Origin of the sequence: Pseudomonas sp. KBS0707, assembly GCF_005937945.2 — a bacterium.
In the GTDB taxonomy this organism is placed as follows: Bacteria; Pseudomonadota; Gammaproteobacteria; order Pseudomonadales; family Pseudomonadaceae; genus Aquipseudomonas; species Aquipseudomonas amygdali.
The window spans coordinates 3,024,870-3,048,357 of the sequence record NZ_CP041754.1 but is presented as its reverse complement, the minus strand read 5'-3'; the positions used below and the strand labels follow the sequence as shown (position 1 = coordinate 3,048,357).

Sequence of the window (23,488 nt, the reverse complement as noted above, 5' to 3'; positions counted from 1 at the left end):
TTTAAACCTTGGGAAACACTGGTTCTCCCAGATTGAGCATGAGCCGATTGGCCCAGGCGAATATCGAGATAGCGTGAATCAGGTCCAGCACCTGCGCATCGTCCAGCCCTTGCTCGCGCAGTGCATTGATGTGCCCGGCGTTGAGCGAGGCCGGTTCGAGCGTCAGGTCGATGGCGAACTGCACGATGGCTTTTTCACGCGCGGTCGTACCTGCCGTATGGGGGGCGGCAAATACCTGGGCGATAACATCATTGCGCTTGGCCAGTTGTTCGAAGCGTTGCGCGTGCACTGACGCGCAATACACGCAGCGGTTGATCCGCGACACGACAGTGCTCGCCAGCTCCCGCTCGGCGCGCGACAGGCCACCCGGTGCGTACATGATCGCGTTGAACGCCTGTGAGCGCTGACGAAGGATGTCAGGGTGATGTGCCAGGGTCAGGTAGTAATCCGAGGTCTTGGCCTGCGGGTGGCTTTCTTCAAGCACCGCAACCTGCCCGGCGGTCGCGCTGTTCAGGTCCACGGTTGGCAGCCAGGCTTTCCAGCTCAGTACCTGATTGGTGAAACCTTCAATTTCTATGAGTTCGCTCATCAGGCTGCTCCGGCAGACTTTAAAGCACCCAGCCCTGCGGCCAGACGCACCTGGTAGGACAGAAAGGCGATCAGTTGCGCCAGCACCACTATTTCAGCGGTGCTCAGGCCCTGTTTTTGCAGCGCCTGCAACGCGCTCTGATCACCGTGTACCGGAGACTCGATCAGGGTGCGGGTAAAGCGCAGGATCGCAGCCAGGCGCGGGTCCTCCAGCAGGTCGATTCGGCTGGCGCTCACATCGGCCAGTACGCTTGCCTGCGCGCCAGTCGCCTGCAATTGCGAAAGATAATGCTCGCTGAGGGTCGGTTGCAGACTCAGCAGGGTCGCGTAATAGGCAACCCAGAGACGCTCGTTCAACGATAGGTTGTGCTCCAGCCTCGGAGCAAAAAACAAATCCTGGCTACCCTGGGTGGCCAGTGCGACCTTGTCCCGCGCATGCCGAATTGCGTGCAACGGGCTGGCTGGCGCGATGCCCAACAGGCTATCCAGAGTGTCCGGAGGCGTCGAATGTTCAGTGGTCGATGTCATGACAGGTCCTGCAATGCTGTGGTTGCATGCGCGCAGCCGCTTCAAGAAGCGGCGCGTGAATGAAAGGAGATCAAGGCTGCTCGGTAACCATGGTTGCCGCCGTGCGGTCACTGACCAGCGGCTCGACCTTCAGGCCCTTACGCGCCGCCCAGATGTTCTGGTAATGGAACAGCGGGATGATGCCGACGTCGTCGCTGACCACCTGAACCGAGTCCTGAAGAATCTTGCGCCGTTTGGCCTCGTCGAATTCGGCGGTCGAATCAGCCAGTGCCTTGTCTACCAGCGGATTGCTGTAATGCCCCCAGTTGGACGCGCCCTGCCCCTTGCTGCTGTCGACCGTGGTCAGAATGTTGGTCAGGGCATATGCCGCTTCGCCAGTCCCGTTGCCCCAGGCAATCACACTGATCGCCAGTTCATTCTTGTTGGCCTTGCCCGCGTACACAGCCCACGGCAATACCTCCAGCTGGACCTTGACGCCGATCCGCGTCCAGAATTGCGCCACCGCCTGCATGACCTCCGGTGCCTGCGGATAACGGTCGCCTGGCACATGCACAGTCAGTTGGAAGCCTTCAGGAAATCCTGCCTGCGCCAGCAGATCCTTGGCCTGTTTGACGTCATAGGGAATGTTCTTGATCTGCGGGTTGTAACCGAACGTATTGGCCGGCATCCATTGATTGGCCTCGGTGACGGTGCCTTGCATGATGCGTTCATTGATGGCCGGGCGGTTGATCGCCAGGGACAGCGCCTTGCGCACCCGCACGTCCAGCAGCGGGTTTTCGGCCAGCGGCTTGCCTGCGTTGTCACGAATGAACTCATTCGGCCCGGCACGGAAGCTCGGTTGAATGATCAGCGCACGCAAGCCCTGATAGGCGAAGACATTGACACTCGGCGTTTTGCGCAGGCGCTCCACATCGGTGGGCGACACCTTGTCGATCACGTCCACATCACCCGCCAGCAAGGCCGCACTACGGTTGGCGGCGTTGGCGATGAAGCGAAAATCAACCTTGTCCCAGGTTGGTTTCGCGCCCCAGTAGCTGTCGTTACGGGCAAAGATCGTGCGATCACCCGGCACGAATGAGACAAACCGGTAAGGGCCGGTGCCGATCATGGCCTTGCCCGAGTTGTAATCGGCGCTGCTGGCGGTCGCACCTGCATGGCGGCTGACAATGTAGATCGAATCGACGTCCGGCAGAAGGTTGGCGTTAGGCAGACGAGTCTTGATGATCAGCGTGTGCTCATCCTTGGCCTTGACCGATTCAACGGTGCGCATGGCACCTGCATAAGACGCGACACTGCCGGGTACGCTGCGGGCGCGCTCGAAGGAGAAGACCAGATCGTCGGCGGTCAGCGGCGTACCGTCCTGCCATTTCACGTCATCGCGCAGGGCAAATTCCCAGGTGGTGTCGTCCACGACCTTCCAGCTTTTGGCGAGGCCCGGCAGGGTCTTGTCATCGCGGCGGCTGACCAGCGATTCAAAGGCATGCAGCGCCACCGAACGGTCGCCGGCATAGTTGTTGAGCTGCGGATCGAGCGACGATACCGGGTCGGCATAACCGATACGCAAGTCCTGCGCCGAGACACTGCCAGCGGCCAGAACGAGGGCCGACGCTAACAACGAACGAACGAGTGGTTTCATGGGTGATTCCTTGTACGCAATGGCAGAGGGTGACGAGCTTCAGGCGCTCGTTCAGCGTTGATCATTCAGATGGCACGCGCTCTGGTGGTTCGGCGAAACCTCCCTCAGCGCTGGAACTTCCTCGCGGCAGCGCGCCATGGCGTGCGGACAGCGAGGGTGGAAATGACACCCGGTTGGCGGGTTCAGCGGGCTGGGGATTTCCCCTTGGATCGCGTCATAACGGGTACTGCGGATATCAAAGCGCGGGATCTGCGCCAGCAGGGCCTGGGTATACGGGTGATTGGCACGCGCAAACAGGTCATCGACCGATGCGGTCTCGACCACACGGCCCAGGTACATCACGACCACGCGGTCGCACAGATGCTCGACCACGCCCAGGTCATGACTGATAAACAGATAGGTCAGGCCCAGCTCGTCGCGCAGGTCCATGAACAGGTTGAGAATCTGGGCCTGAATCGACACGTCCAGCGCTGCTACCGACTCGTCGCATACCAACAGTTCCGGCTGCACCGCCAGTGCACGGGCAATGCCGATGCGCTGACGCTGACCGCCACTGAATTGATGAGGATAACGCTGGCGCAACTGCGGGTTGAGCCCGGCACGTTGCAACTGGGCACTGACGTAATCATCAGCCCCTTTGCGGTCGGTCAGGCCATGCAGCAGCGCGCCCTCCCCGACGATACGGTCGACCCTCAGGCGCGGGTTGAGGCTTGACGACGGGTCCTGAAAAATCATCTGTACTTTCAGGCGCAGCGCCTTGCGCTCCTGCGTGGTAAGGCTGTCGAGCGGCTTGCCGTCCACCGATGCGACACCTGACGAGACCGGCAGCAGCCCCGCGACCATGCGCCCAAGGGTCGATTTGCCACAGCCCGACTCGCCCACCAGCCCGACCACTTCGCCACGCATGATCCGCAGATCGACTCGATCCACAGCATGGGTCACCGGTTTCGGACGGGTCAGGTGCAGTCGCTGCAGCAGTCCTTGAAGAGAGTGCTCGGCCACCGGTTTGCCGAAGGTCTTGCTGACCTGGTGCAGCTCGATAAGGGGAATCAGATCACTGGGCATCGGCAGCTCCCGGATGAAAGCAGCGAACCGTCTGGCGCGGTCCCGCCTCGTGGGGTTCGGGGTCGCTCTGTACACATATCTGCGACGCTCTGGAGCAGCGCGCCGCAAAGGCGCAGCCGGCAGGCATAGACAGAAGGTCCGGCGCCATGCCGGTTATCTGACGCAGGCGCTGGCCACGCTTGTTGCGACTTGGCAGGCTGTCGATCAGCCCCTGTGTATAAGGATGTTGCGGGCGATCCAGCACCTCGGCGACCGGGCCTTGTTCGACAATGCGTCCGGCGTACATCACTGCCACGTCATCAGCCAGCCCGGCAATCACGGAAAGATCATGGGTGATCCAGATCAGTGAGGTGCCCTGCTCACGTACCAGCTTCTGCACCTCACTGAGAATTTGCGCCTGAATGGTGACGTCCAGCGCAGTGGTTGGCTCATCGGCAATGATCAGGTCCGGGGCGTGCAGCAGCGCGATGGCAATCGCCACCCGCTGGCGCATGCCGCCAGACAGTTGATGCGGGTAGGCGCGCAGGCGTTCTTCAGGGCTGGCGATGCCCATCAGCGCCAGAGTACGACTGGCATGCTCACGGGCCTCGCGCCTGCCGAGCGGGCTATGCGGGCGCACCGCTTCGATCATTTGCGTGTCGACCCGCAGCACCGGGTTGAGGGTCATCATCGGGTCCTGAAAAATCATCGCCACCCGGTTGCCCTGAATGCCGCGCAGTTGCGAGGCAGACAGTTTGGTCAGATCACGCCCTTTGAACAGCACCTGCCCGCCACTGATGCGCCCTGGCTCATCGACAAGGCCGAGAATCGAAAACCCGGTGACCGATTTGCCCGAACCCGACTCACCGACCAGGCCGAGAATACGCCCCGGCTGCACGCTCAAGGACACATCACGCACCGCTGGCAGCACGCCTGCGCGGGTATGGAACGAAGTGCACAGGCCACGCACATCAAGGGTTGGCTGTGCTGACACCTCAGGCTGGCTCATCGCTGCAACCTCGGGTTGAGAACATCACGCAGACGGTCACCGACCAGATTGATCGCCACAATGGTGATCAACAATGCCAGCCCCGGAAACAGGCTGATCCAGTATTCATTACTGAGCATGTACTGAAAGCCGTTGGCAATCAGCAGCCCCAGTGAAGGCTCGGTCACCGGCACACCCAGACCGAGAAACGACAGGGTCGCTTCCAGGGTAATGGCGCGGGCGATTTGCAGCGCGCCGATCACGATCAGCGGCGGCAGGCAGTTGGGCAGAATGTGGCCGATCACAATGCGCAGCGGACCAACGCCCTGCCCGCGCGCTGCATCGACGTATTCGCGACGGCTTTCGGTTAGCGCCTGACCACGCGCTGTACGGGCGTAATAGGCCCATTCAAGCACTATCAGGGTAAGCATCACGTTGCCGACGCCCTTGCCCAGCCAGGCGAGAATCATCAGCGCCATGAGAATGACCGGGAATGACAGCAGCAAGTCGACCAGACGCATGAGCAAGGCATCGACCCAGCCGCCGACATACGCAGATACAAGCCCCAACAACGTGCCGATCACTGCCGCAATCAGCGCCGAGCCAATGCCGACCCACAGGCTGATGCGCAGGCCATAGATAATCGCCGAGACCAGATCGCGACCCTGTCCGTCGGTGCCCAGCCAATAGGTATAGCCGCTGTCCATATTGAGGCTGCCTGGCGGCATTCGCGCATCCATAACGTTGAGCTGCATCAGGTCGTAGGGGTTCTGCACCACGATCCAGGGTGCCAGGACAGCCACCAGCACAATGACCAAAAGGACCATCAGGCCTGTCACCGCAGTCGGTGAGCTGAAGAACTCGGTCAGCACCCGCCGCCATGGCGATTGAGCCTGCAACAGCGTGCTGCCGATCGGGGCTTTTTCAATGACATTCATCGGGAGGCCTCGATGCGTACGCGTGGGTCCAGCAGGTAATAAAGGCCATCCACGATCAGATTGAGCACCACGAAAATCACCACGACCACCATCAGGTAAGCGACCACCACCGGGCGATCAAGCATGTTGATGCTGTCGAGGATCAGCTTGCCGGCACCGGGCCAGGCAAAAATGCTCTCGGTTACCACGGCGTAGGCGATAGTCGAACCCAGTTCCATGGCCAGCACCGTCACCACCGGGATCATGGTGTTGCGCATGACGTGCATGCACATCACACGCATCGGCGAAAGGCCCTTGGCCCGAGCGAATTTGACGAATTCCTGAGGCAGCACCTCACGCACTCCGGCACGGGTCAGGCGCAGCACCAGCGAAATCTTGAACAGCGCCAGGTTCAGCGCAGGTAGTAGCAGATGTTGCAAACCGTCCAGCGTCAGCCATGACCATTGCACACCCAGCCATTCACGGGTTTCGCCCCGACCGCTGGCCGGCAGCCAGCCCAGCGTGATCGAGAACAGCATGATCATCATCAATGCCACCCAGAACGCCGGCAGCGAAAAACCGACGATGCTGGCAGCCATCATCAGCCGGGAAAGCGGGTGCTCGGGGTACATACCAGCGAACATGCCCAACGGCACACCGATGACTACGGCCAGAAACAAGGCGCTGAACGCCAGCTCAAAGGTCGCGGGCAAGCGCTGCAGAATCAGGCGCATGGCATCTTCGTGGTACACAAAACTTTGCCCAAGATTGCCGTGAACCGCGCCTTTGAGAAAAATCAGGTACTGCTGCCACAGCGGCTGATCAAGCCCCAGGTGAGCGATGGCCTGCAGACGTTCGGCCTGATTGAGGTCTTCACCAACCAGAATATCCATCGGATTACCGATGGCATTGAGGCCGACGAACACCACCACGGTCATCAACATAATGACCAGCAACGACTGAGTGAGCCGGCGCAGCGCCCAGCCGATCATTGGCGCAGCTCTTCGGCGGTCGGCTGGCTGGCCACCCACTCATCGCCCAGCAGCTCTGGCTCGGCGTAATCGAGCATGGTGTCGAAATGCAGAACGATGTCCTCATTGAACAACTGCCCGACCAAGGCATGAGCCAGACGCTTGGAGCCTTCGCTGATGGCAGGAATATCCCCGGACACCGCGCCATAGCTCAGCGCTGCCGGGTAACTGAAGCAGTGGATATGGTTCAGCCCTGGACAGCCGCCGGGGGTCTTTTCCTGAAACTCGAAACAATTGCCCAAATCCGGCAGCATCGCCAGTTCGCTGTCGGTTTCGCCTTGCGGCGCTTCGAAACGATCCTGCCAGACGCGAATCTGCGACGAAAACGGGGCAAATTCAGGGCGCTGGCGGAAGTCGGTACGAAACCCGGTGGCAAACACCACAAAATCGGCCTCGATACGCGCTTTGGGCGTGTTCAGCCACACGCCGCCAGCCGGGTTCTTTTCGACTGAAAGCACCGGGCTGTCGAGCATAAAGCGGGCTTTGCCCGAACCAGAAACTCTGAGCGTACTGCCGCGTGGCGGTGGCACTTGCTGAGTGTTCAGGTAGTGGCGAATGCGCCATTTCCAGATATCCGGCAGGCGCCAATAACCGTGAACCATGCCCGGGTTACCGACCCCCTTGCCTTTGTTGATGCGAGGCAGCTCGGCGCGCCGGATGAGCAGGTCAACCCGCGTTGCGCCCGCTTCAAGCGCAGTGGCGGCGCTGTCCATGGCCGATGCGCCACCGCCAATGACTGCCACACGTTTGCCGGTGAACCAGCCATCCTGCAGGCCCGCCGCCGAATGCGTCCACAAATGCTCCGGCAACTGCCGGGCAAAATCCGGCACCCAGGGGCCGCCCAGACCGTCACGGCCCGTGGCGAGCACCACATGCCGGGCCAGCAGGAATTGCGTTTGCACAGGCGTCACGATATCCAGTTCGATCAGGCCGTCCGCTCTGGGTGCGACCCGGCTCACACGGTGTTCGTTGCGTACGTCCAGCGCCAGCACCTTGCGATACCAACGCAAGTATTCGGCCCATTGCAGGCGTGGAATCTTGTCCAGTAATGCCCAGCCGTCGATACCGAATTGCGCTTCGTACCAGGCGCGGAACGTCAGCGCCGGTAGCCCCAGCGCCGGTCCGGTCAGTTGCTTTGGCGAACGCAGGGTTTCCATTCGCGCGGTGGTTGCCCAAGGGCCTTCGAAACCGGCCGGGGACTGATCGAAAATCACCGCCGCCACGCCGAGGTTGCGCAGTTCTGCGGCCAGAGCAAGACCGGCCATGCCACCGCCGATGATCGCCACATCAAGCACTGCCTGCCCGGCGCTCATCCTGGCTTTGACCCAGGGCTTGGCAGGCAGGTCCAGCCAGGCCAGATCCTGCTGCAAACGAGCTTCCAGGGCCGCCAGACCAACAGGTGAATTTACATCGGACATTGATCGGTACTCGAAAAAATGTTCGGGCCACAAGCCCAAGCGGTGACTCAAGCACTTCAAGAATCATTCCAATGTCGCACTAAATGAATTCTTTAAGCCTTTGAATGCTTAATTCGAATAGTAAGAGGCGCTTTTTATTCTCGCAATGCGCAAAAAAGCATATTGATATTACTGAATGGAATTTTAACGGGCTCTGCGTCCGGTGCCGTGGAGCGTCACGACACGCATTGCACCTCACGCTCACTCGGCATAAATGCTCTGCAACAGGGCATCGTGCGCGCTGGCTTCGTGCATGATCATTGCCGGCAACAGGGTTTTTGCGCTGTCGGCAATCTCATCGATCAGCGCGCTTGCCACATCGGACAACGGGCTGGCGAAGGCTGAAATCAGACCGAAGAAAAACGGGATGTTGCAGGCGATCGGCCGGACCACTACACCTTGCAACGGCACGCCGATAGCGGTGAACGGATCGACCAGCGCAATGCCCAGCCCGACTCTGGCCATTTGCATGGCGATCAGGGACGTATTGGTGTCAAGCATGCGCGGCGGCTGACCGCCCGCGTCCTGAAACGCCTTGTCGATGCGTCGACGAAAGCGATACGGGTTGGCCATGGTGATCAGCGTTTGCTGACGCAGCAGCTCTATCGACAGCACTTCATGCGCGGCCAGCGCAGAATCGGCAGGCAATACCGCCACGCAAGGCGCTTCGCCGATCCAGTGGATTTCCAGGCCGCGATGCTCCAGCGGCAGGCTTACCGCGCCCAGGTCCATGGTTTTCGACAATACAGCCTGAACCACATTCTCCGGGGACATGCTCTGCAACTGGATCTGCTGCGGACGCAGATGTTCAGGCAAGCGCGACAAGGCCGTGGGCAGCAAACCAGCCGCCAGGGCCGAGATCGCTACCAGCTTGATCTGGTGATTTTCTTCCTGGGCAATATGCTGCGCACGTTGGCGGATATTCCGCACGCCCAGCAGCGCGCTCTCCACTTCGCCATACATCATGAACGCTTTGTGGGTAGGCGTGACCTTCGGCCCGCTGCGCTCGAACAAGGCAAAGCCCAATTCCTGCTCAAGCTCCTGAATGGCCCGTGTAACCGATGGCTGAGAACGGCCAAGCATTTTCCCGGCAGCAGTGACACTGCCTGCCGACATGACCGCCGCGAAGGCTTCGAGCTGACGCAAATCCATAAGCATGCCTTGATCGATACATAGCCAATGAGGAAGCGCGACGCAATGCGCCCTCTGTTCAAAGCGCGAAAGTCTACACGCTGATGGAGCACTGGGTGAATGAACACCTCACCCGGCGATCATTACCCGGTTTCGGCCTTGTTGTTTGCCCAGATAAAGCGACGTGTCGGCACGATTGAGGGTTATCTGAAAGGTCTCGCCCGCGGCAAGGGTTGCCATGGCAAGGGTTGCGGTGACCGCAATGCTGCGTTCATCAATCTGACCGGCCTCTTCAGCAATACGCCGCCAGATGCGCTCCGCCACCCGCAGTGCATCATCGGGCGCGGTGTCCGGCATCAGCACCAAAAACTCCTCACCGCCCCAACGGGCAGCCATATCGCTGTTGCGCACGCTTGAACTGATGACTTCGGCCACCCGCTGCAACACCGCGTCGCCGGTCTCATGCCCGTGAAGATCATTGATCTGTTTGAAATGATCGATGTCGAGCAGGATCAGTGAAGCCGAGAACCCCTGACGCCTTGCCTCCAGCTCGCGTATGCGATGCAGGACTCTCCTGCGCGTATAAAGATTGGTCAGGCTGTCGCGGTTGGCAATATGAAACAGGCTCAGTTGCATCGACGACGTGAAACGTACCGAGAGTGCGGTGGCATAAATCGACAGGATAGTGGCCGCCAGCGCATTGACGATACCGAACGCATCAAGCACGTTCTGGCTAAGGCCTGATTCCTGGCCCATGTGCCGGCGAAAGGCGAAGCATCCGACCAGCGACAGGAGTATCGCCAGGCTATAGGCAATGCGTCTGATAGCGACCAGTTGAAAGGTAAAGGCAATGATCGGGATCACGCAGAACAGGTAGAAGCTGAAGTTGCTTTCCCAGCCCAACTCCCATGTCGCGAGCAGTGCATGGCCGATGATTTCCAGACACATTAGCTGTCCGGCCTGGCGATAGCGCTGTCTGCGGATCAGGTAAAGGCAGTTGATGTAGAGCAGAGTGCTGACGATGTTCGCTACCCACAGGACCTTCATGCCCAGCCCCAGGAACACCATCAGCAAGACACAGTGAATGCCCAGCGCGACATACACGATCGGAGTGATGTGTTTCCAGAACTGGATAGCCGTGTCCTTGAACAGCTGGGTGCGGTCTTCCGTCGGGAGGGTCATCATCACGTTATCTCGAAATGCAGGTGGAATATGACCATGAGCGTGGGGTGAAGATCATGATGTGTTGTCGGCCTGAACCGACGCTGCTTGATACGGCGGCTCGATAATATGTTGGTTTGCACAGCGCAAACGCCGCGGCATGTGCCGAAGGAGTCAAATGGACATCACTGATGACAAGTAGTGCAATCAGATACCTGATTTTCCTGAACCACTGGCAGCAGGCACGGGCCTGCACATCAGGCTCGTTGGCGAGATCGGTAAGGGATGACGGCTTTTCTTCAATTTGCAGTAGCGATCCCGGTGTTCTGGAAATACTATCGGGACCGGACATTGTGTTGATCGCGCTGCGCCCATCAGCCCGCCAACACGCAGGCAGCCCTGAATGATTCAGAAGGAAGCGTACTGATGGAACGTCTCACTGCAAAAGACTTTGCCCCTGAATTGCTTGAGCTTTACGACTACTACGCGCACGGCCGGATCAATCGACGCGAGTTTCTCGATCGGGCTGCGCTGTTCACCTTCGGCGGCCTGACCGCCAGCGCGCTGCTCGCCTCCCTCAGCCCCAACTACGCGCTGGCCGAACAGGTGGAATTCACCGATCCGGATATCGTTGCCGAGTATGTGTCCTACCCCTCACCCAAGGGGCATGGTCAGGTTCGTGGCTATCTGGTACGCCCGGCAAAAGCCACCGGCAAAGTACCGGCAGTGGTCGTGGTGCATGAAAACCGCGGTTTGAACCCCTATATCGAAGACGTTGCCCGCCGTGTGGCCAAAGCCGGTTTCATCGCGCTGGCACCTGATGGCCTGTCCTCGGTCGGCGGCTATCCTGGCAATGACGACAAGGGCCGGGAGCTTCAGCAGACCGTTAACCCGGAAAAGCTCATGAACGATTTCTTCGCTGCCATCGAGTGGCTGATGAAGCATGACGCGAGCACCGGCAAGGTCGGCATCACCGGTTTCTGTTATGGCGGCGGCGTGGCCAATGCTGCAGCCGTGGCGTACCCGGAACTGGGCGCTGCCGTATCGTTCTATGGCCGCCAGCCCAACGCCGAAGACGTGGTGAAGATCAAGGCGCCAGTCATGATTCACTACGGCGAACTGGACACCCGCATCAACGAAGGATGGCCCGCGTACGAGAAAGCCCTGAAAGCGGCTGGCACGACGTACGAAACGTACATCTATCCGGGCGCCAACCACGGCTTCCACAATGACTCCACCCCGCGTTACGACGAAGCCGCGGCCAAACTGGCCTGGGACCGCACATTGGGGTGGTTCAACAAGTACCTGGTCTAAGTTCTGGCCGAACGGCGCGGCACAGATCTGTGACGCGCAGCATCACGCAAGGCATTCCCACGCAGGAGCGTGAGGAACGATAGTTTTGTAACTATCGTGCCCATGCTCCGCGTGGGCATGCCGTTCTGGACGCTCTGCGTCCTCTCTATAGCGCCCTCACCCGTTCCAGCAGTACCTGTAGTGGATGCTGCACCACTTTGCCATCCTGGCGCTTGACCTGGCTGCGGCATGAGTAGCCATCGGCGACCAGTCGACCTTCAACGCCATGCCGGGCCACCAGCGGCTGCCAGGACTGACGATAGATGGTGTCGCTGGTTTTCGCGTTTCGGGTTTCATGCCCATAAGTGCCGGACATGCCACAGCAACCGCTGGCCAGCACATCAAGCCTGAGCCCGGCGCGAGCGAAGGCTTTCTGCCAAAGGCCGACACTGGCGGGCTCGTTGGTCTTTTCAGTGCAATGCGGCAGGAAGTAATACGTCTCACCTGACGGAGCGTCACACTGCTCCTCAAGCGCAGAAGCCAGCCATTCCTGCGGCAGCATGACCTCGGGTACATTCTCGCTGCCCAGCGTCTTGCTGTACTCCTGGCGATAGACCAGGGTCATGGCAGGGTCCAGACCGATCAGCGGAATGCCGTACCCTGCCAGCCTGCCAAGCGACTGGCTGTTGAAACTGGCAGCCTTCTCGAACGCGGCCAGAAAACCCTGCACGTGCAGCGGCTTGCCGTTGGGTGCGAACGGTGCGAGATAAACCTGATAACCCATGCGCGAGATCAGCTCCAGCCAGTCTGCTGCAAGCGGGGTTTCAAAGTATCGGGTAAACGCATCCTGAACCAGCACCACCGTACGTTTGCGCTCCTGCTCGCTCAACGCGGCCAGACGCTGCGGCGTGGCAATGCCGACATTCCAGCGGGCGCAGGCCGCGCGAAAGTCCATCAGGCTGAGCAATGGGCTGTCGACCATACCGGCGACGTGCTCAAGCAGGTAACGCACCGGTTTTGCGCCCATGATCGCGTTGTACAACCGGGGAAAGCGCGCCAGGTGCGGAATGCTGAACTCCAGCGAGCCAATCAGGTAATCCTTGATCGGGCGCAGGTAACGGCTGTGGTACAGCTCCAGAAAACGCGAACGGAACTCAGGCACGTTGACCTTGACCGGGCACTGCCCCGCGCAGGACTTGCAGGCCAGACAACCGGCCATGGCATCGTAGACTTCATGAGAGAAATCCTTCTGCCCTGCTACTCTGGCCACGCTGTTGACAGTTCGCTCGGCAAGACTTTTCAGCACATTGGCATTCCGCGCCCTGGCGCTGGCGGTCAGGACGTCGACATCCTGCTCGCCTTGCAGACGCAGCCATTCCCGGACCAGCGAAGCGCGGCCCTTGGGTGAGTGAATGCGGTCGCGGGTGGCTTTCCATGACGGACACATGGCATCGTCGGTGTCGTAGTTGTAACAGGCACCGTTGCCATTACAGTGCAGCGCGCTGTCGTAGCTCTGCCAGACCCGTTCATCGATAGCGCGATCCAGATCACCGCGCAACGTCACTTCATCCACCAGCGTCAAGCGTGATTCCGGCACCGTCGCAGGCGTGGCGATCTTGCCGGGGTTCAGCTGGTTGAACGGGTCGCAGGCAGCCTTAAGGGCCTGCAATGCGGGATACAACTCGCCGAAATACTCAGGCACGTATTGCGAACGCAGGCCCTTGCCATGTTCGCCCCACAGCAGCCCGCCGTAGCGCTTGGTCAGCGCGGCGACGGCGTCGGATATTGGCCGAATCAACGCAGCCTGCGCCGGGTCCTTCATGTCCAGAATCGGTCGTACGTGCAGCACGCCTGCATCAACATGGCCAAACATGCCGTATTGCAGGCCGTAGCTGTCCAGCAGCGCACGAAACTCCTGAATGTAATCGGCAAGGTTTTCCGGTGGCACAGCCGTGTCTTCAACAAACGGCTGCGGCCGCGCTTCACCCTTGACGTTGCCGAGCAGCCCTACCGAACGCTTGCGCATGGCGTAGACGCGGTTTACCGCAGCGCTGCCGGTTGCCAGGGTATGACCTAGGCGCACCACCGAGGTGTCTTTTTGCAGGTGAGCGACGAATGCATGGACGCGCTGTTCCACTTCGTCCAGCTCATCACCACTGAACTCGATCAGGTTGATGCCCAGAGTCGGCGTGGCCGGGTCCTGCGGGAAATACTCGGCCACGCCGTGCCAGACGATATCCTGCATGGCCAGCATCAGAACTTTGGAGTCTACGGTCTCGATGGACAGCGGCTTGTGCGCCATCAACGCCTTGGCATCCCGCAGAGCGTCCATGAAACCGGCATAACGAACGTTGACCAGAATCGAATGTTTGGGGATTGGCAGGACGTTGAGTCGGGCCTCGACGAAAAAACCCAGCGACCCCTCGGAACCGCAAAGCACGCTGTTGAGGTTGAAACACCCGTCTTCCTCACGCAGGTGCGCCAGATCGTAACCGGTCAGGCAACGGTTGAGCGGCGGAAAAACGTCCTTGATCAATTGCGCCTGCGTATCGGCGATCTGCTGCGCACAGCGATACACATCGCCAGCACGGTCAACACGCGCTTGCTCGCTGGCCAGCTGCTCAGCGCTGAATGCCTGACTGTTGACGTAGGAACCACCGAGCAGCACGGTCGTCAGTTCCAGCACATGGTCACGAGTCTTGCCGTAGGTGCAACTGCCCTGCCCGCTGGCGTCGGTGTTGATCATGCCGCCAATCGTGGCGCGGTTGGAGGTCGACAGTTCCGGCGCGAAAAACAGCCCGTGCGGCTTCAGCGCTGCGTTGAGCTGGTCCTTGACCACGCCGGTCTGCACCCGCACCCAGCGTTCCTCGACGTTGATTTCAAGGATATTGTTCATGTGCCGCGACAGGTCGACCACCACGCCGTCGGTCAACGACTGCCCATTGGTCCCTGTACCTCCGCCACGCGGGGTCAGCACCACCTGCCTGTACTCGGGCCGCGCTGCCAGGCGGGCGACAATTGCCACATCGTGGCTGTCCATCGGGAACACCGCAGCCTGCGGCAGGCGCTGATAGATGGAGTTGTCAGTGGCCAGCACAGTACGCGAGCCGAGGTCCCTGGCTATTTCGCCGCGAAAGCCGCCCTCCACCAGGGCGTTGAGGAAACGGTCATAGTGACCGACCTGCTCGGAGGTCGGTTTCAACAGCGCAATCATGGTGGTCTTCCTGGCTGGCTAGGCGTTTTATATGCAAAGCACGTATGCTTCGAAACGCTCGTATGCATGGCGTTATCAACGGTTATCGTGATTCTCCGGTGTGTCATGCTTCAGTGCAAACGTAAAAGATGCCGTTTTTCCATGAGTTTTATGAATGAACACCAGGAGACTGACGCCCTCCATGTCTTTGTTGCTCGCTTTCGAGGCGGCCGCGCGGCATGGCAGCTTTACCAAAGCCGCAGACGAACTGGCCTTGACCCAGAGCGCCGTCAGCCGCCAGGTGCAGGCGCTGGAAGCCCAACTGGAAGTCGAGCTGTTCAAGCGTGATGGCAAACGTATCGAACTGACCACTGCCGGTGCCTTGTACCAGCATGAGCTGGCCGCGGCGCTGGGCCGTATTCGCAGTGCAACCCTGCAAACCATTGCGCACAAGGCAGAAGGCGGCACGCTGCACCTGGCCGTGCTGCCCACCTTCGGCTCCAAATGGCTGCTGCCGCGGATGAATGATTTTTACACCCGGCATCCGGGCTATGTGGTGCACATCCACTCACGCATCGTGCATGCCGACCTGACGCCGGCAGCCAGCGAAATGAACGCGATCATCTGTGCGGGTAACGGCAACTGGCCCGGTTACATCGCCCACCCGCTGGTCAGCGAAAAACTGGTGGTCATTGCCAGCCCTGCTGCGCTTGTCGGCTACCAGACGATCACCCCGGCGCAGGTGGCCCAGCATTCGTTGCTGAGCGTGGTATCGCGGCCCAATGCCTGGTCGGACTGGTTCGACAGTAATCGGCTGGACCACCACATCATGCGCCCCGGCCCGAGTTTCGAACTGACCTCGCACCTGATCCAGGCTGTGGCGGCGGGCATCGGTATCGCACTGGTACCGCGCATTCTGGTGCAGGACGAAATCAACAGCGGCGAACTGGTCACCCTGTTCGAACCGCTGGACAGCGGGCGCAATTACTACCTGGCGTACGCGACGCGCTTTCAGAACCTGCCATCGCTGTGCGTGTTCAGGGACTGGCTGCTGGCGACGCCGTTTCCCGACCCTTTGTAAACCTGCCCGCAACAGGAGCCACTGTGCGTATCGAGCCCCTTCCACCCTTGCAGAACCTGATCGCCTTCGAAGCCGCCGTTCGGCACGCTAGTTTTACCCGTGCCGCCAGCGAACTGAACCTCACCCAGAGCGCGATCAGCCGTCAGGTCGCGCAACTTGAGGAATTTCTCGGCCGCGCGCTGTTTCGTCGCGAGCACAAGCGCATTCACCTGACGGTTGCCGGGCAGGTTTACGCCGAGCAGATCCAGCGCGTGCTGACCCTGTGTGCAGAGGCCACGGCACAAGTCATTACCCATAGCGGCGAACAACAACTGACCCTGGCGTGTTCCAGCGGCGTGGCCGCACTGTGGCTGGGCCCTTTGCTGGGACGCTATCGCGATGCATTTCCCGCCGTGGATATCCGCCTGCGAGTGGTTGACGGGCTGGACTCGCTGATTCGCGCGGAATTCGATTTGGCGCTGTATTTCCTGCGCGAAACATCACCAACGGGCCTCGACAGTCGTTTGCTGTTCGCCGAATCGGTAAATGCCTACTGCTCGCCAGACTACCTGAACGGCCAACTGCTGGAACCTGCACAGTTGCTGGACCACTGCCTGCTGATGCTGGAAGACGGGCAACGCCAGTGGCTGTCCTGGGGAGACTGGTTCGACCGCCAGGGCGTTGATGCGTCGCTGATCCGCAAGCGCATGACCGTCAACCTGTACCCCGTGCTGGTCGACCTGGCCGTCGCCGGGCACGGCATCGTACTTGGCTGGCAACCGATGATTGACCGTCACGTGCAATCCGGTGCGCTGGTGCCGGCCTGCCAGAAAAGCGTCGGTGCAATAGGCGGCTATTACCTGCTGACCCCCAGCGGCAAGACGCCCCGGCGCGCTGCGCGAGCGTTCGAGAAATGGCTGACAGATGAAATAGCCACGCTGACACACCGGCCCTGACGCTTGCATGCATCTGGCGCATGCAAACCTGCGCAATGAGCGTTTTCTTAAAATCGGCCCAGCACCTACTCTCGACTGAAACGGGCAAAAAGACCTGACTCAGCCGCACTTACATCAACCCTGCCCCTTAATCAATGCAGCCACTGCAGGGGCTTCCCTGCGCGCATCGCATGCAGGAGCTTATCCAGTGAGCACATTACGATCCTCTGCTTCACGCACCCATGAACAAAAGGCACGCCGCGCGGTGACCGCTACGGTGATCGGCAATGGCCTGGAATGGTTTGACTTCACGGTCTACAGCTTCTTCTCGGTGATCATTGCCAAAGTGTTCTTCCCCACCGGCAGCGAGCTGACCTCTTACCTGTTGGCGCTGGCGACCTTCGGAGTCGGCTTCTTCATGCGTCCGGTGGGCGGCATTGTTCTGGGCATCAACAGTGACAAGCGCGGGCGCAAGGCGGCTTTATCCCTGACCATCCTGCTGATGGCGCTGGGGACGCTGATCATCGGATTGACGCCCAGCTTCGCGCAAATTGGCTATCTGGCACCGCTGCTGATTGTTCTGGCGCGACTGCTGCAATGGTTCTCTGCCGGTGGCGAGATGGGCAGTGCCACCGCATTCCTGACCGAGCATGCTCCGCCCGGCAAGAAAGCCTTCTACTCCAGCTGGATTCAGGCCAGCATCGGCGTTGCAGTGCTGCTCGGCTCTGCGCTGGGTGCCATTCTGTCCAGTTACCTTACCCAGGCGCAGCTGGAAAGCTGGGGCTGGAGGGTGCCATTTCTGATTGGCACACTGATCGGGCCGGTCGGCTTTTATATTCGCAGCCGGGTGGATGAGACGCCTGCCTACAAGGCCGCCAAACCAGTCGAGTCGCCTCTGCGCGAAGTCATCAAGACCTACCCGCGACAGACCCTGATCAGCTTTTCGCTGGTGGTACTGTGGACGGTCTGCACCTACGCGATTCTGTTCTACATTCCGTCCTACGCCCAACGCGTGCTTGGCCTGCCGTCATGGATGGGTTTCAGTGCGGGCATGATGGGTGGTGCAGTACTGATCGTCGCCACACCGATTGTCGGCGCCCTGGCAGACCGTAGCGGGCATCGCCCATGGTTGTTGGGCTCGGCAATTGCCATCCTCTTCAGCGCCTACCCGATGTTCCTGTTCATCAACCAGATGCCGGGACTGTTTTCGCTGCTGGTCTTTGAACTGGTACTCGGCCTGCTGATTTCCGGATACATCGGTTCGATCCTCGCCGCCTTCGGCGAGTTACTGCCCACCCACGTGCTGTCCACCGGGCTTTCGGTGGCCTACAACTTTGCCGTCACCATTTTCGGTGGCTTTGCCACCTTCACCATCACCTGGCTGATTGCCTCGACCGGCAGCAACCTGGCACCCGCTTTCTACATCATGTTCGCGGCCGTCGTCAGCGGAATTGGTGCGCTGCTGTATCGCGACCGTGCGCCTGCTGCCCATCGTCCCCTGTCTGGAGCTTTCCAATGAGTATTGCTGATCCTACACGCCTGATCCTGCGCAACGGCCGCCTGCTGGACCTGCAAAAAGGGCAATTGATTTCCGGCCAGGAAGTCGTGATCGAGGGTGAGCGCATTATCGACGTGCGTGCCGAAGGCGAGCCTGGCCCGGTTGGCGCGCGGATTATCGATCTGGGCGGCAGAACCCTGATGCCCGGCCTGATCGACTGCCATGTGCATGTGCTGGCTTCCAACGCCAACCTGGGCATGAATGCCCTGCAACCCAACGCAATCATCATGTACCGCGCATTACCGATTCTGGCTGCGATGCTCAACCGCGGTTTTACCACTGTTCGTGATGCTGGGGGCGCCGACTGGGCGCTGGCGCGTTCGATCCAGATGGGGCTGATTCCCGGGCCAAGGATCTTCGCTTCGGGCAAAGCGCTGTCGCAGACCGGCGGCCATGGCGACATGCGCGCACGCGGCGAATTGCTGCTCAACGAGCCCTGCTCCTGTTGCTTCCGCGCCGGGGCCATCGCCCGCGTGGTGGATGGCGTCGACAATGTGCGCCTGGCCGTGCGCGAAGAGCTGCAACAAGGCGCCAACCAGATCAAGATCATGGCTTCGGGCGGCGTCTCGTCACCAACCGATCCGATTGCCAACACCCAATACAGCGAAGCTGAAATCCGCGCCATCGTTGACGAAGCCGCCGCTGCGAACACCTACGTGATGGCCCATGCCTATACCGCACGAGCGATTCGGCGCGCCATAGAATGCGGCGTAAGAACCATCGAGCACGGCAACCTGGTGGATGCCGACACCGCCCGACTGATGGCCGAAAAAGGCGCATTTGCGGTGCCGACTCAGGTCACCTATGAAATGCTTGCCGAGTACGGCGAGCGCCTCGGCCTGCCAGCGGACTCGGTGGCCAAAATCGAGGATGTGCGCCAGGCCGGCCGCAACGCCCTGCTGCTGTTCGCCGAAGCGGGCGTACCGATGGGCTATGGCTCGGATTTACTGGGGGAAATGCACGAGTACCAGACCCACGAACTGAAGATTCGCGCCGAACTGCTCGGTAATCTGGCGGCGTTACGCAGTGCAACAAGTGTTGCGGCGCAGATACTCCAGCGCGAGGGTGAACTGGGTTGCATCAGCGCCGGTGCGATAGCCGATCTGCTGGTGGTGGATGGCGACCCGCTGAGCGATATCGGTTGCCTGGTCGGTCAGGGCGAGCATCTGGCGATGATTGTTCAGGGCGGTCACGTGCGTAAGAACACCCTGGTCTGACCGGGCGTCAGTGAGCGTTGTGGTCCCAGATCCAGTTCCATGCGCCGGGTAGCCTTACAGGCTGCCCCGCGTCCTTGACCGTGCGCGCCAGGGCAGCGCGCTGCAACTGCGCGCTGTCGTCGTAGAACGGCTTGTCGGCAAGTCGCACGCCGGTCTGATGGGCACTGTCGACCAGAATCTGCAGGTACTCCCGCGCATGCCGCGCGGTGTAGCGGTTCAGGTCGTGAAAGGTCACCACCACCGGAATCACCCCGTCCACCGCAGGCAGCTCTCCTGCGGCAATGCGCTCGCGCACCTGCGAGAGCTGGCTGACCATGTTGGAACGGCGTCGCAGGCTGAAGTTATAGCCCCAGATCTTGCCGTCATTGGCGCTCAGGTCAGTCAGTAATACATGCAGGTCGTGACGCTGGTAAGCGCTGAACGTGCGCTTGTCGTAGTTCCAGAACGGCGGGCGCAACAACGTGGTCGGCACGCCGGTAATCGAGGCGATGATGGCGCAGCCCTGGGTCAGGGACTGCTCCAGTTCCTCATCGGTCAACGAACGATGATTGGTGTGGTGCGGCGTGGCGGTATGAAAGCCGAGCAAATGCCCCTCTGCATGCTGACGATGCATGATCGCCCGCCCCTGATCACTGTTGCCTGCGCCTGTGGCACCGGTCTGCACGAAGAACACGGCCTTGATGTTCGGCTGCAACGGATTGTCGGCCAGGCTGTCGAGTACGGTGATACTGGGGTTGTAAAAAGTCGACGCACTGGGGCCGTCATCAAAGCTCAGCAGAAAGCGCACCGGAGGCTGCTGCCGCAACTGTTCGACAGTTTTTGGCGTCAGAGGGACTGGCGCGCTGATGCAGGCCGACAGGCTCGCGGCGATGGCCAATGCGCAAAGGGCCTTGAGGGCTGACTTGATCAATGTACGGGATCCTGTGGCCGGGCTGCTGAAGCCGCTTGGGAAGCGCACGCATGATCATCCACAGGCGCGGCAAACACAATCACTGCGGCGCGCAGTTTATCGCTGCCGAAACAACTCATGCGGTTGAAGTCGGCATGGCTTACCGGCATATGCTGGCAGTCGATGGCCTGGCGATGCAGGCTGTGATCAATATCAGGATCGTGCAGGTAGACGAAATCGCTGTCGCAATCGGTGACCATCACCCAGTGCGGTGCCTTGGAGCGTGTCAGGCGATAGCTGCTGATCAGCACCAGCGGCTTGCCACCCTCGGCCAGTAAGCGCGGCAGGTTCAATGAGCGGTTGGGCAGCGTCTCTACACCGCAGGTTCGCAGCTCATGACAGAACTGCTCATGAACCAGGCGAATCACCTGTTTCTTGTTGTCGCTGCGCACGCCGCCCAGAAACAGCGGGCCTGCTACCGACACCAGCAACTTCACGGCAAAGCCCCGTCGCCGGGCAGCCAGCGACAGCCCTTGAGGGCTGCATCCACCGTGGCCGGAGGTCATGAACACCGTGGTCGCCTCGCGCCAGATCTGCAGTTCTTCGGCGCGATCCATCAAACGCGCAGGATGCAGAGCCTTCATCGCCATCAACAGGCAGGCAGGACCACAGGTGAACTCCAGGGTCTGCTGGTAGTAAGGCACTGGGCGGCTGTCCAGTCGGGCATGCTCGACGATGCGCTTCTCGTAACGCAGCGCCGGGGCATGGTCCTGGTAATAGTCGTCGACCTGAGCGAAGCGCCGGTAACCGTTGCGTTCGTACAGCCCGATAGCCGCGTGGTTATCAGGGCGCACCTCAAGGCGCAGGTAAGCGCAGTCGCGGCCCACGGCCTGCTGCTCGGCACGTTGCAACAACTGCCCGCCCAGCCCCTTGCCCCGCGCCGCATCGGCAATCGCCAGCGAATACAAACGTCCCAGCGAGGTGCCCCGATGAAACAGCACCAGCGCGTAGCCGGTGAGCTTTCCGACCTGCTCGGCGACGATCAGGCTGGCATTGGCGCGGCGAATCATCCAGTGAAAGCTGCGCGCGGTCAGACGGTCGCCGTCAAAGCACTGGTTCTCCAGAAGCAGCAAGTCGTCGACATCGGTTTCAACTGCATCGCGAAATATAAAGTCCATCTGCACCGCCGTAAAAGTTGTGTAACGAAACGGGACATTTCAAAAAGCACATGCTTAATAGAAAGGACTTGTTTCCCATCGGATCGATTACACATGTCAGCGGCACAGGTGAAGATGAACGAAGTATCTGCGCAACTTGCGCTTTCAGCAACAACCAGACGTGCAGACCCCACAACGCTTTTTGCGGCGCAGAGGCAACTGGTGATTATTGTCGAACGGCTTGAAGACTGGGCATCGTACTTCCCCAGCGAAAACCTGATCAGCGCCCAGGATTATCTGGAAAAGCCGCTGAAAGCCACGGCAGGCAAGCGTGTGCAAGTCATAAACCTGTGCCGCAGCTACAAATACCTGGGCCACGGTTATTACTGTTCCCTGCTGGCCGAAGCACGCCAGCACAATGTCATTCCCTCGGTAAAGACCATCAGCGAGTTGACCCGCAAGTCACTCTACGGCCTGGCCCTCGATGACCTGGACAAGTTGCTGGACACCGCACTTCAGGATCATCCCTATGACGACACCGAAGGGTTTACCCTGACACTTTATTTCGGCCAGACCACACTTGAGCCATTGAAGGATCTCGCCCGTCAATTGTTTGAAGTCTTCCCCTGCCCAATCCTCATGGTGGAGTTTCGCAAGCGCGACAATTGGCACATTGCAGGTATCAAGGCCGGTGCTCTGCCGCGCCTGCGCGATGATCAGCAGGATGAGTTCGCCATGGCGCTGGAAGGCTTCAGCCGCAACGTCTGGCGCCAGCCCAGTTCCCGACGCATGGCCCGCTACGACCTGGCGATTCTGCATGACCCGCAGGAACAGCTGCCGCCGTCCAACCCTCAGGCGCTGGCCAATTTCATCCGCGTCGGCCAGCGCCTGGGCATCGATGTCGAGCTGATCGAAAAGAAAGACTACGCCCGACTGGCCGAGTACGACGCGCTGCTGATTCGCGAAACCACCAGCGTTGACAACCACACCTACCGCTTTGCCAAGAAAGCCGAAAGCGAGGGGCTGGTGGTCATGGATGACTCCACCTCGATCCTGCGCTGCACCAACAAGGTGTACCTGACTGACCTGCTCAAAAGCCATGATCTGGGCATGCCGCGAACGGAAATCCTCTACAAGGACCGCCCGGAAGAACTGCAACACGTGGCCACACGCCTGGGTTTCCCGCTGGTATTGAAGATTCCCGATGGCTGTTTTTCCAGAGGCGTGATCAAAGTCAGTACGCCCGAGGAAATGCATACGGCGACAGCCCAATTGTTCGAGCATTCGGTGTTGTTGCTGGCTCAGGAGTTTTTCTACACCGAGTACGACTGGCGCATCGGTATTCTCAATCGCAAACCGATATTCGCCTGCCAGTACTTCATGTCCAAAGGGCATTGGCAGATCTACAACCACAAGGCAATCGGTGCCGAGGTCATTGGCGAATGCCGCACGCTGGCGGTGCACGAAGCGCCGCGCGCCGTGGTCGAACTGGCGCTCAAGACTGCCAACCTGATTGGTGACGGGTTGTATGGCGTGGACCTGAAACAGTCAGGCGATCAAGTGGTGGTGATTGAGGTCAACGACAACCCGAATCTGGATGCCGGCATCGAAGACGCTTATCTGCAGGATGATCTGTACAGCCTGGTGCTGGAAGAGTTCGTACGCCGTCTTGAGCTCAAACGCCTCGGCCAGGCATGGTGAAACG

Annotated in this window: 19 protein-coding genes; 6 read left to right on the top strand and 13 right to left on the bottom strand. The window is 60.1% G+C overall.

The annotated features are described in order from the left end of the window. Position 1: 1 nt before the first annotated feature. The 10 genes from FFH21_RS14335 to FFH21_RS14290 all read right to left on the bottom strand — a co-directional run bounded on the left by FFH21_RS14335 (position 2) and on the right by FFH21_RS14290 (position 10,505). On the bottom strand, positions 2-589 hold the full coding sequence (locus FFH21_RS14335) for a peroxidase-related enzyme (protein ID WP_011168732.1): 588 nt from the start codon (positions 587-589) through the stop codon (positions 2-4). Beyond that, a complete protein-coding gene (locus FFH21_RS14330) occupies positions 589-1,116 on the bottom strand; it encodes a CMD domain-containing protein (protein WP_004665489.1) in 528 nt (175 codons plus the stop codon). Before FFH21_RS14330 ends, FFH21_RS14335 begins: the two co-directional genes overlap by 1 nt. A 70-nt stretch (positions 1,117-1,186) precedes the next feature. Continuing rightward, on the bottom strand, positions 1,187-2,752 hold the full coding sequence (locus FFH21_RS14325; RefSeq protein WP_011168730.1) for an ABC transporter substrate-binding protein: 1,566 nt from the start codon (positions 2,750-2,752) through the stop codon (positions 1,187-1,189). A gap of 51 nt (positions 2,753-2,803) precedes the next feature. Further along, positions 2,804-3,817 (bottom strand): ABC transporter ATP-binding protein, encoded by a 1,014-nt coding sequence (locus tag FFH21_RS14320; RefSeq protein WP_011168729.1) that lies wholly within the window; start codon positions 3,815-3,817, stop codon positions 2,804-2,806. Further along, positions 3,807-4,805 carry an ABC transporter ATP-binding protein gene (locus tag FFH21_RS14315; protein WP_041924556.1) on the bottom strand — a complete coding sequence of 333 codons (999 nt, stop codon included), beginning with the start codon at positions 4,803-4,805 and terminating at the stop codon, positions 3,807-3,809. Before FFH21_RS14315 ends, FFH21_RS14320 begins: the two co-directional genes overlap by 11 nt. Further along, entirely contained in the window at positions 4,802-5,722 is a 921-nt protein-coding gene (locus FFH21_RS14310; protein WP_005743660.1) for an ABC transporter permease, read from the bottom strand. The genes FFH21_RS14315 and FFH21_RS14310 overlap by 4 nt, the downstream gene beginning before the upstream one ends. After that, a complete protein-coding gene (locus FFH21_RS14305) occupies positions 5,719-6,693 on the bottom strand; it encodes an ABC transporter permease (RefSeq protein ID WP_004665494.1) in 975 nt (324 codons plus the stop codon). Before FFH21_RS14305 ends, FFH21_RS14310 begins: the two co-directional genes overlap by 4 nt. Further along, complete coding sequence (locus FFH21_RS14300; protein WP_011168727.1) at positions 6,690-8,150, bottom strand: NAD(P)-binding domain-containing protein; 1,461 nt, start codon at positions 8,148-8,150, stop codon at positions 6,690-6,692. Before FFH21_RS14300 ends, FFH21_RS14305 begins: the two co-directional genes overlap by 4 nt. Positions 8,151-8,390: 240 nt before the next feature. Then, positions 8,391-9,341 carry a LysR family transcriptional regulator gene (locus tag FFH21_RS14295; RefSeq protein ID WP_041924555.1) on the bottom strand — a complete coding sequence of 317 codons (951 nt, stop codon included), beginning with the start codon at positions 9,339-9,341 and terminating at the stop codon, positions 8,391-8,393. A 108-nt stretch (positions 9,342-9,449) separates the two neighbouring features. Continuing rightward, positions 9,450-10,505, bottom strand: coding sequence for a GGDEF domain-containing protein (locus FFH21_RS14290; RefSeq protein WP_004662108.1), 1,056 nt, complete (start codon positions 10,503-10,505; stop codon positions 9,450-9,452). Positions 10,506-10,907: 402 nt separating this feature from the next. Here FFH21_RS14290 and yghX point away from each other — a divergent pair, with 402 nt between their 5' ends. Next, positions 10,908-11,795, top strand: coding sequence for a YghX family hydrolase (gene yghX, locus FFH21_RS14285; RefSeq protein ID WP_004665497.1), 888 nt, complete (start codon positions 10,908-10,910; stop codon positions 11,793-11,795). A 145-nt stretch (positions 11,796-11,940) separates the two neighbouring features. Here the strand turns inward: yghX and FFH21_RS14275 are convergent, their stop codons facing one another. Continuing rightward, positions 11,941-14,988 carry an FAD-binding and (Fe-S)-binding domain-containing protein gene (locus FFH21_RS14275; protein ID WP_011168725.1) on the bottom strand — a complete coding sequence of 1,016 codons (3,048 nt, stop codon included), beginning with the start codon at positions 14,986-14,988 and terminating at the stop codon, positions 11,941-11,943. 154 nt (positions 14,989-15,142) lie between these two features. On the opposite strand from FFH21_RS14275, the gene FFH21_RS14270 reads away from it, so the two are divergent. The 4 genes from FFH21_RS14270 (at position 15,143) to FFH21_RS14255 (ending at position 19,737) form a co-directional block, all read left to right on the top strand. Continuing rightward, on the top strand, positions 15,143-16,048 hold the full coding sequence (locus FFH21_RS14270) for a LysR substrate-binding domain-containing protein (RefSeq protein ID WP_011168724.1): 906 nt from the start codon (positions 15,143-15,145) through the stop codon (positions 16,046-16,048). Positions 16,049-16,071: 23 nt separating this feature from the next. Further along, positions 16,072-16,983, top strand: coding sequence for a LysR substrate-binding domain-containing protein (locus FFH21_RS14265; protein WP_004665502.1), 912 nt, complete (start codon positions 16,072-16,074; stop codon positions 16,981-16,983). A 187-nt stretch (positions 16,984-17,170) separates the two neighbouring features. Beyond that, a complete protein-coding gene (locus FFH21_RS14260) occupies positions 17,171-18,481 on the top strand; it encodes an MFS transporter (RefSeq protein ID WP_011168723.1) in 1,311 nt (436 codons plus the stop codon). Next, positions 18,478-19,737, top strand: coding sequence for an amidohydrolase family protein (locus tag FFH21_RS14255; RefSeq protein WP_004665504.1), 1,260 nt, complete (start codon positions 18,478-18,480; stop codon positions 19,735-19,737). The genes FFH21_RS14260 and FFH21_RS14255 overlap by 4 nt, the downstream gene beginning before the upstream one ends. 7 nt (positions 19,738-19,744) lie before the next feature. On the opposite strand, the gene FFH21_RS14250 is transcribed toward FFH21_RS14255, so the two are convergent. Further along, complete coding sequence (locus FFH21_RS14250; protein WP_004667594.1) at positions 19,745-20,647, bottom strand: polysaccharide deacetylase family protein; 903 nt, start codon at positions 20,645-20,647, stop codon at positions 19,745-19,747. Further along, entirely contained in the window at positions 20,644-21,804 is a 1,161-nt protein-coding gene (locus FFH21_RS14245) for a GNAT family N-acetyltransferase/peptidase C39 family protein (RefSeq protein ID WP_004665506.1), read from the bottom strand. The genes FFH21_RS14250 and FFH21_RS14245 overlap by 4 nt, the downstream gene beginning before the upstream one ends. Positions 21,805-21,897: 93 nt before the next feature. Here FFH21_RS14245 and FFH21_RS14240 point away from each other — a divergent pair, with 93 nt between their 5' ends. Continuing rightward, on the top strand, positions 21,898-23,484 hold the full coding sequence (locus FFH21_RS14240) for a RimK family alpha-L-glutamate ligase (RefSeq protein ID WP_004665507.1): 1,587 nt from the start codon (positions 21,898-21,900) through the stop codon (positions 23,482-23,484). Positions 23,485-23,488: the final 4 nt, after the last annotated feature.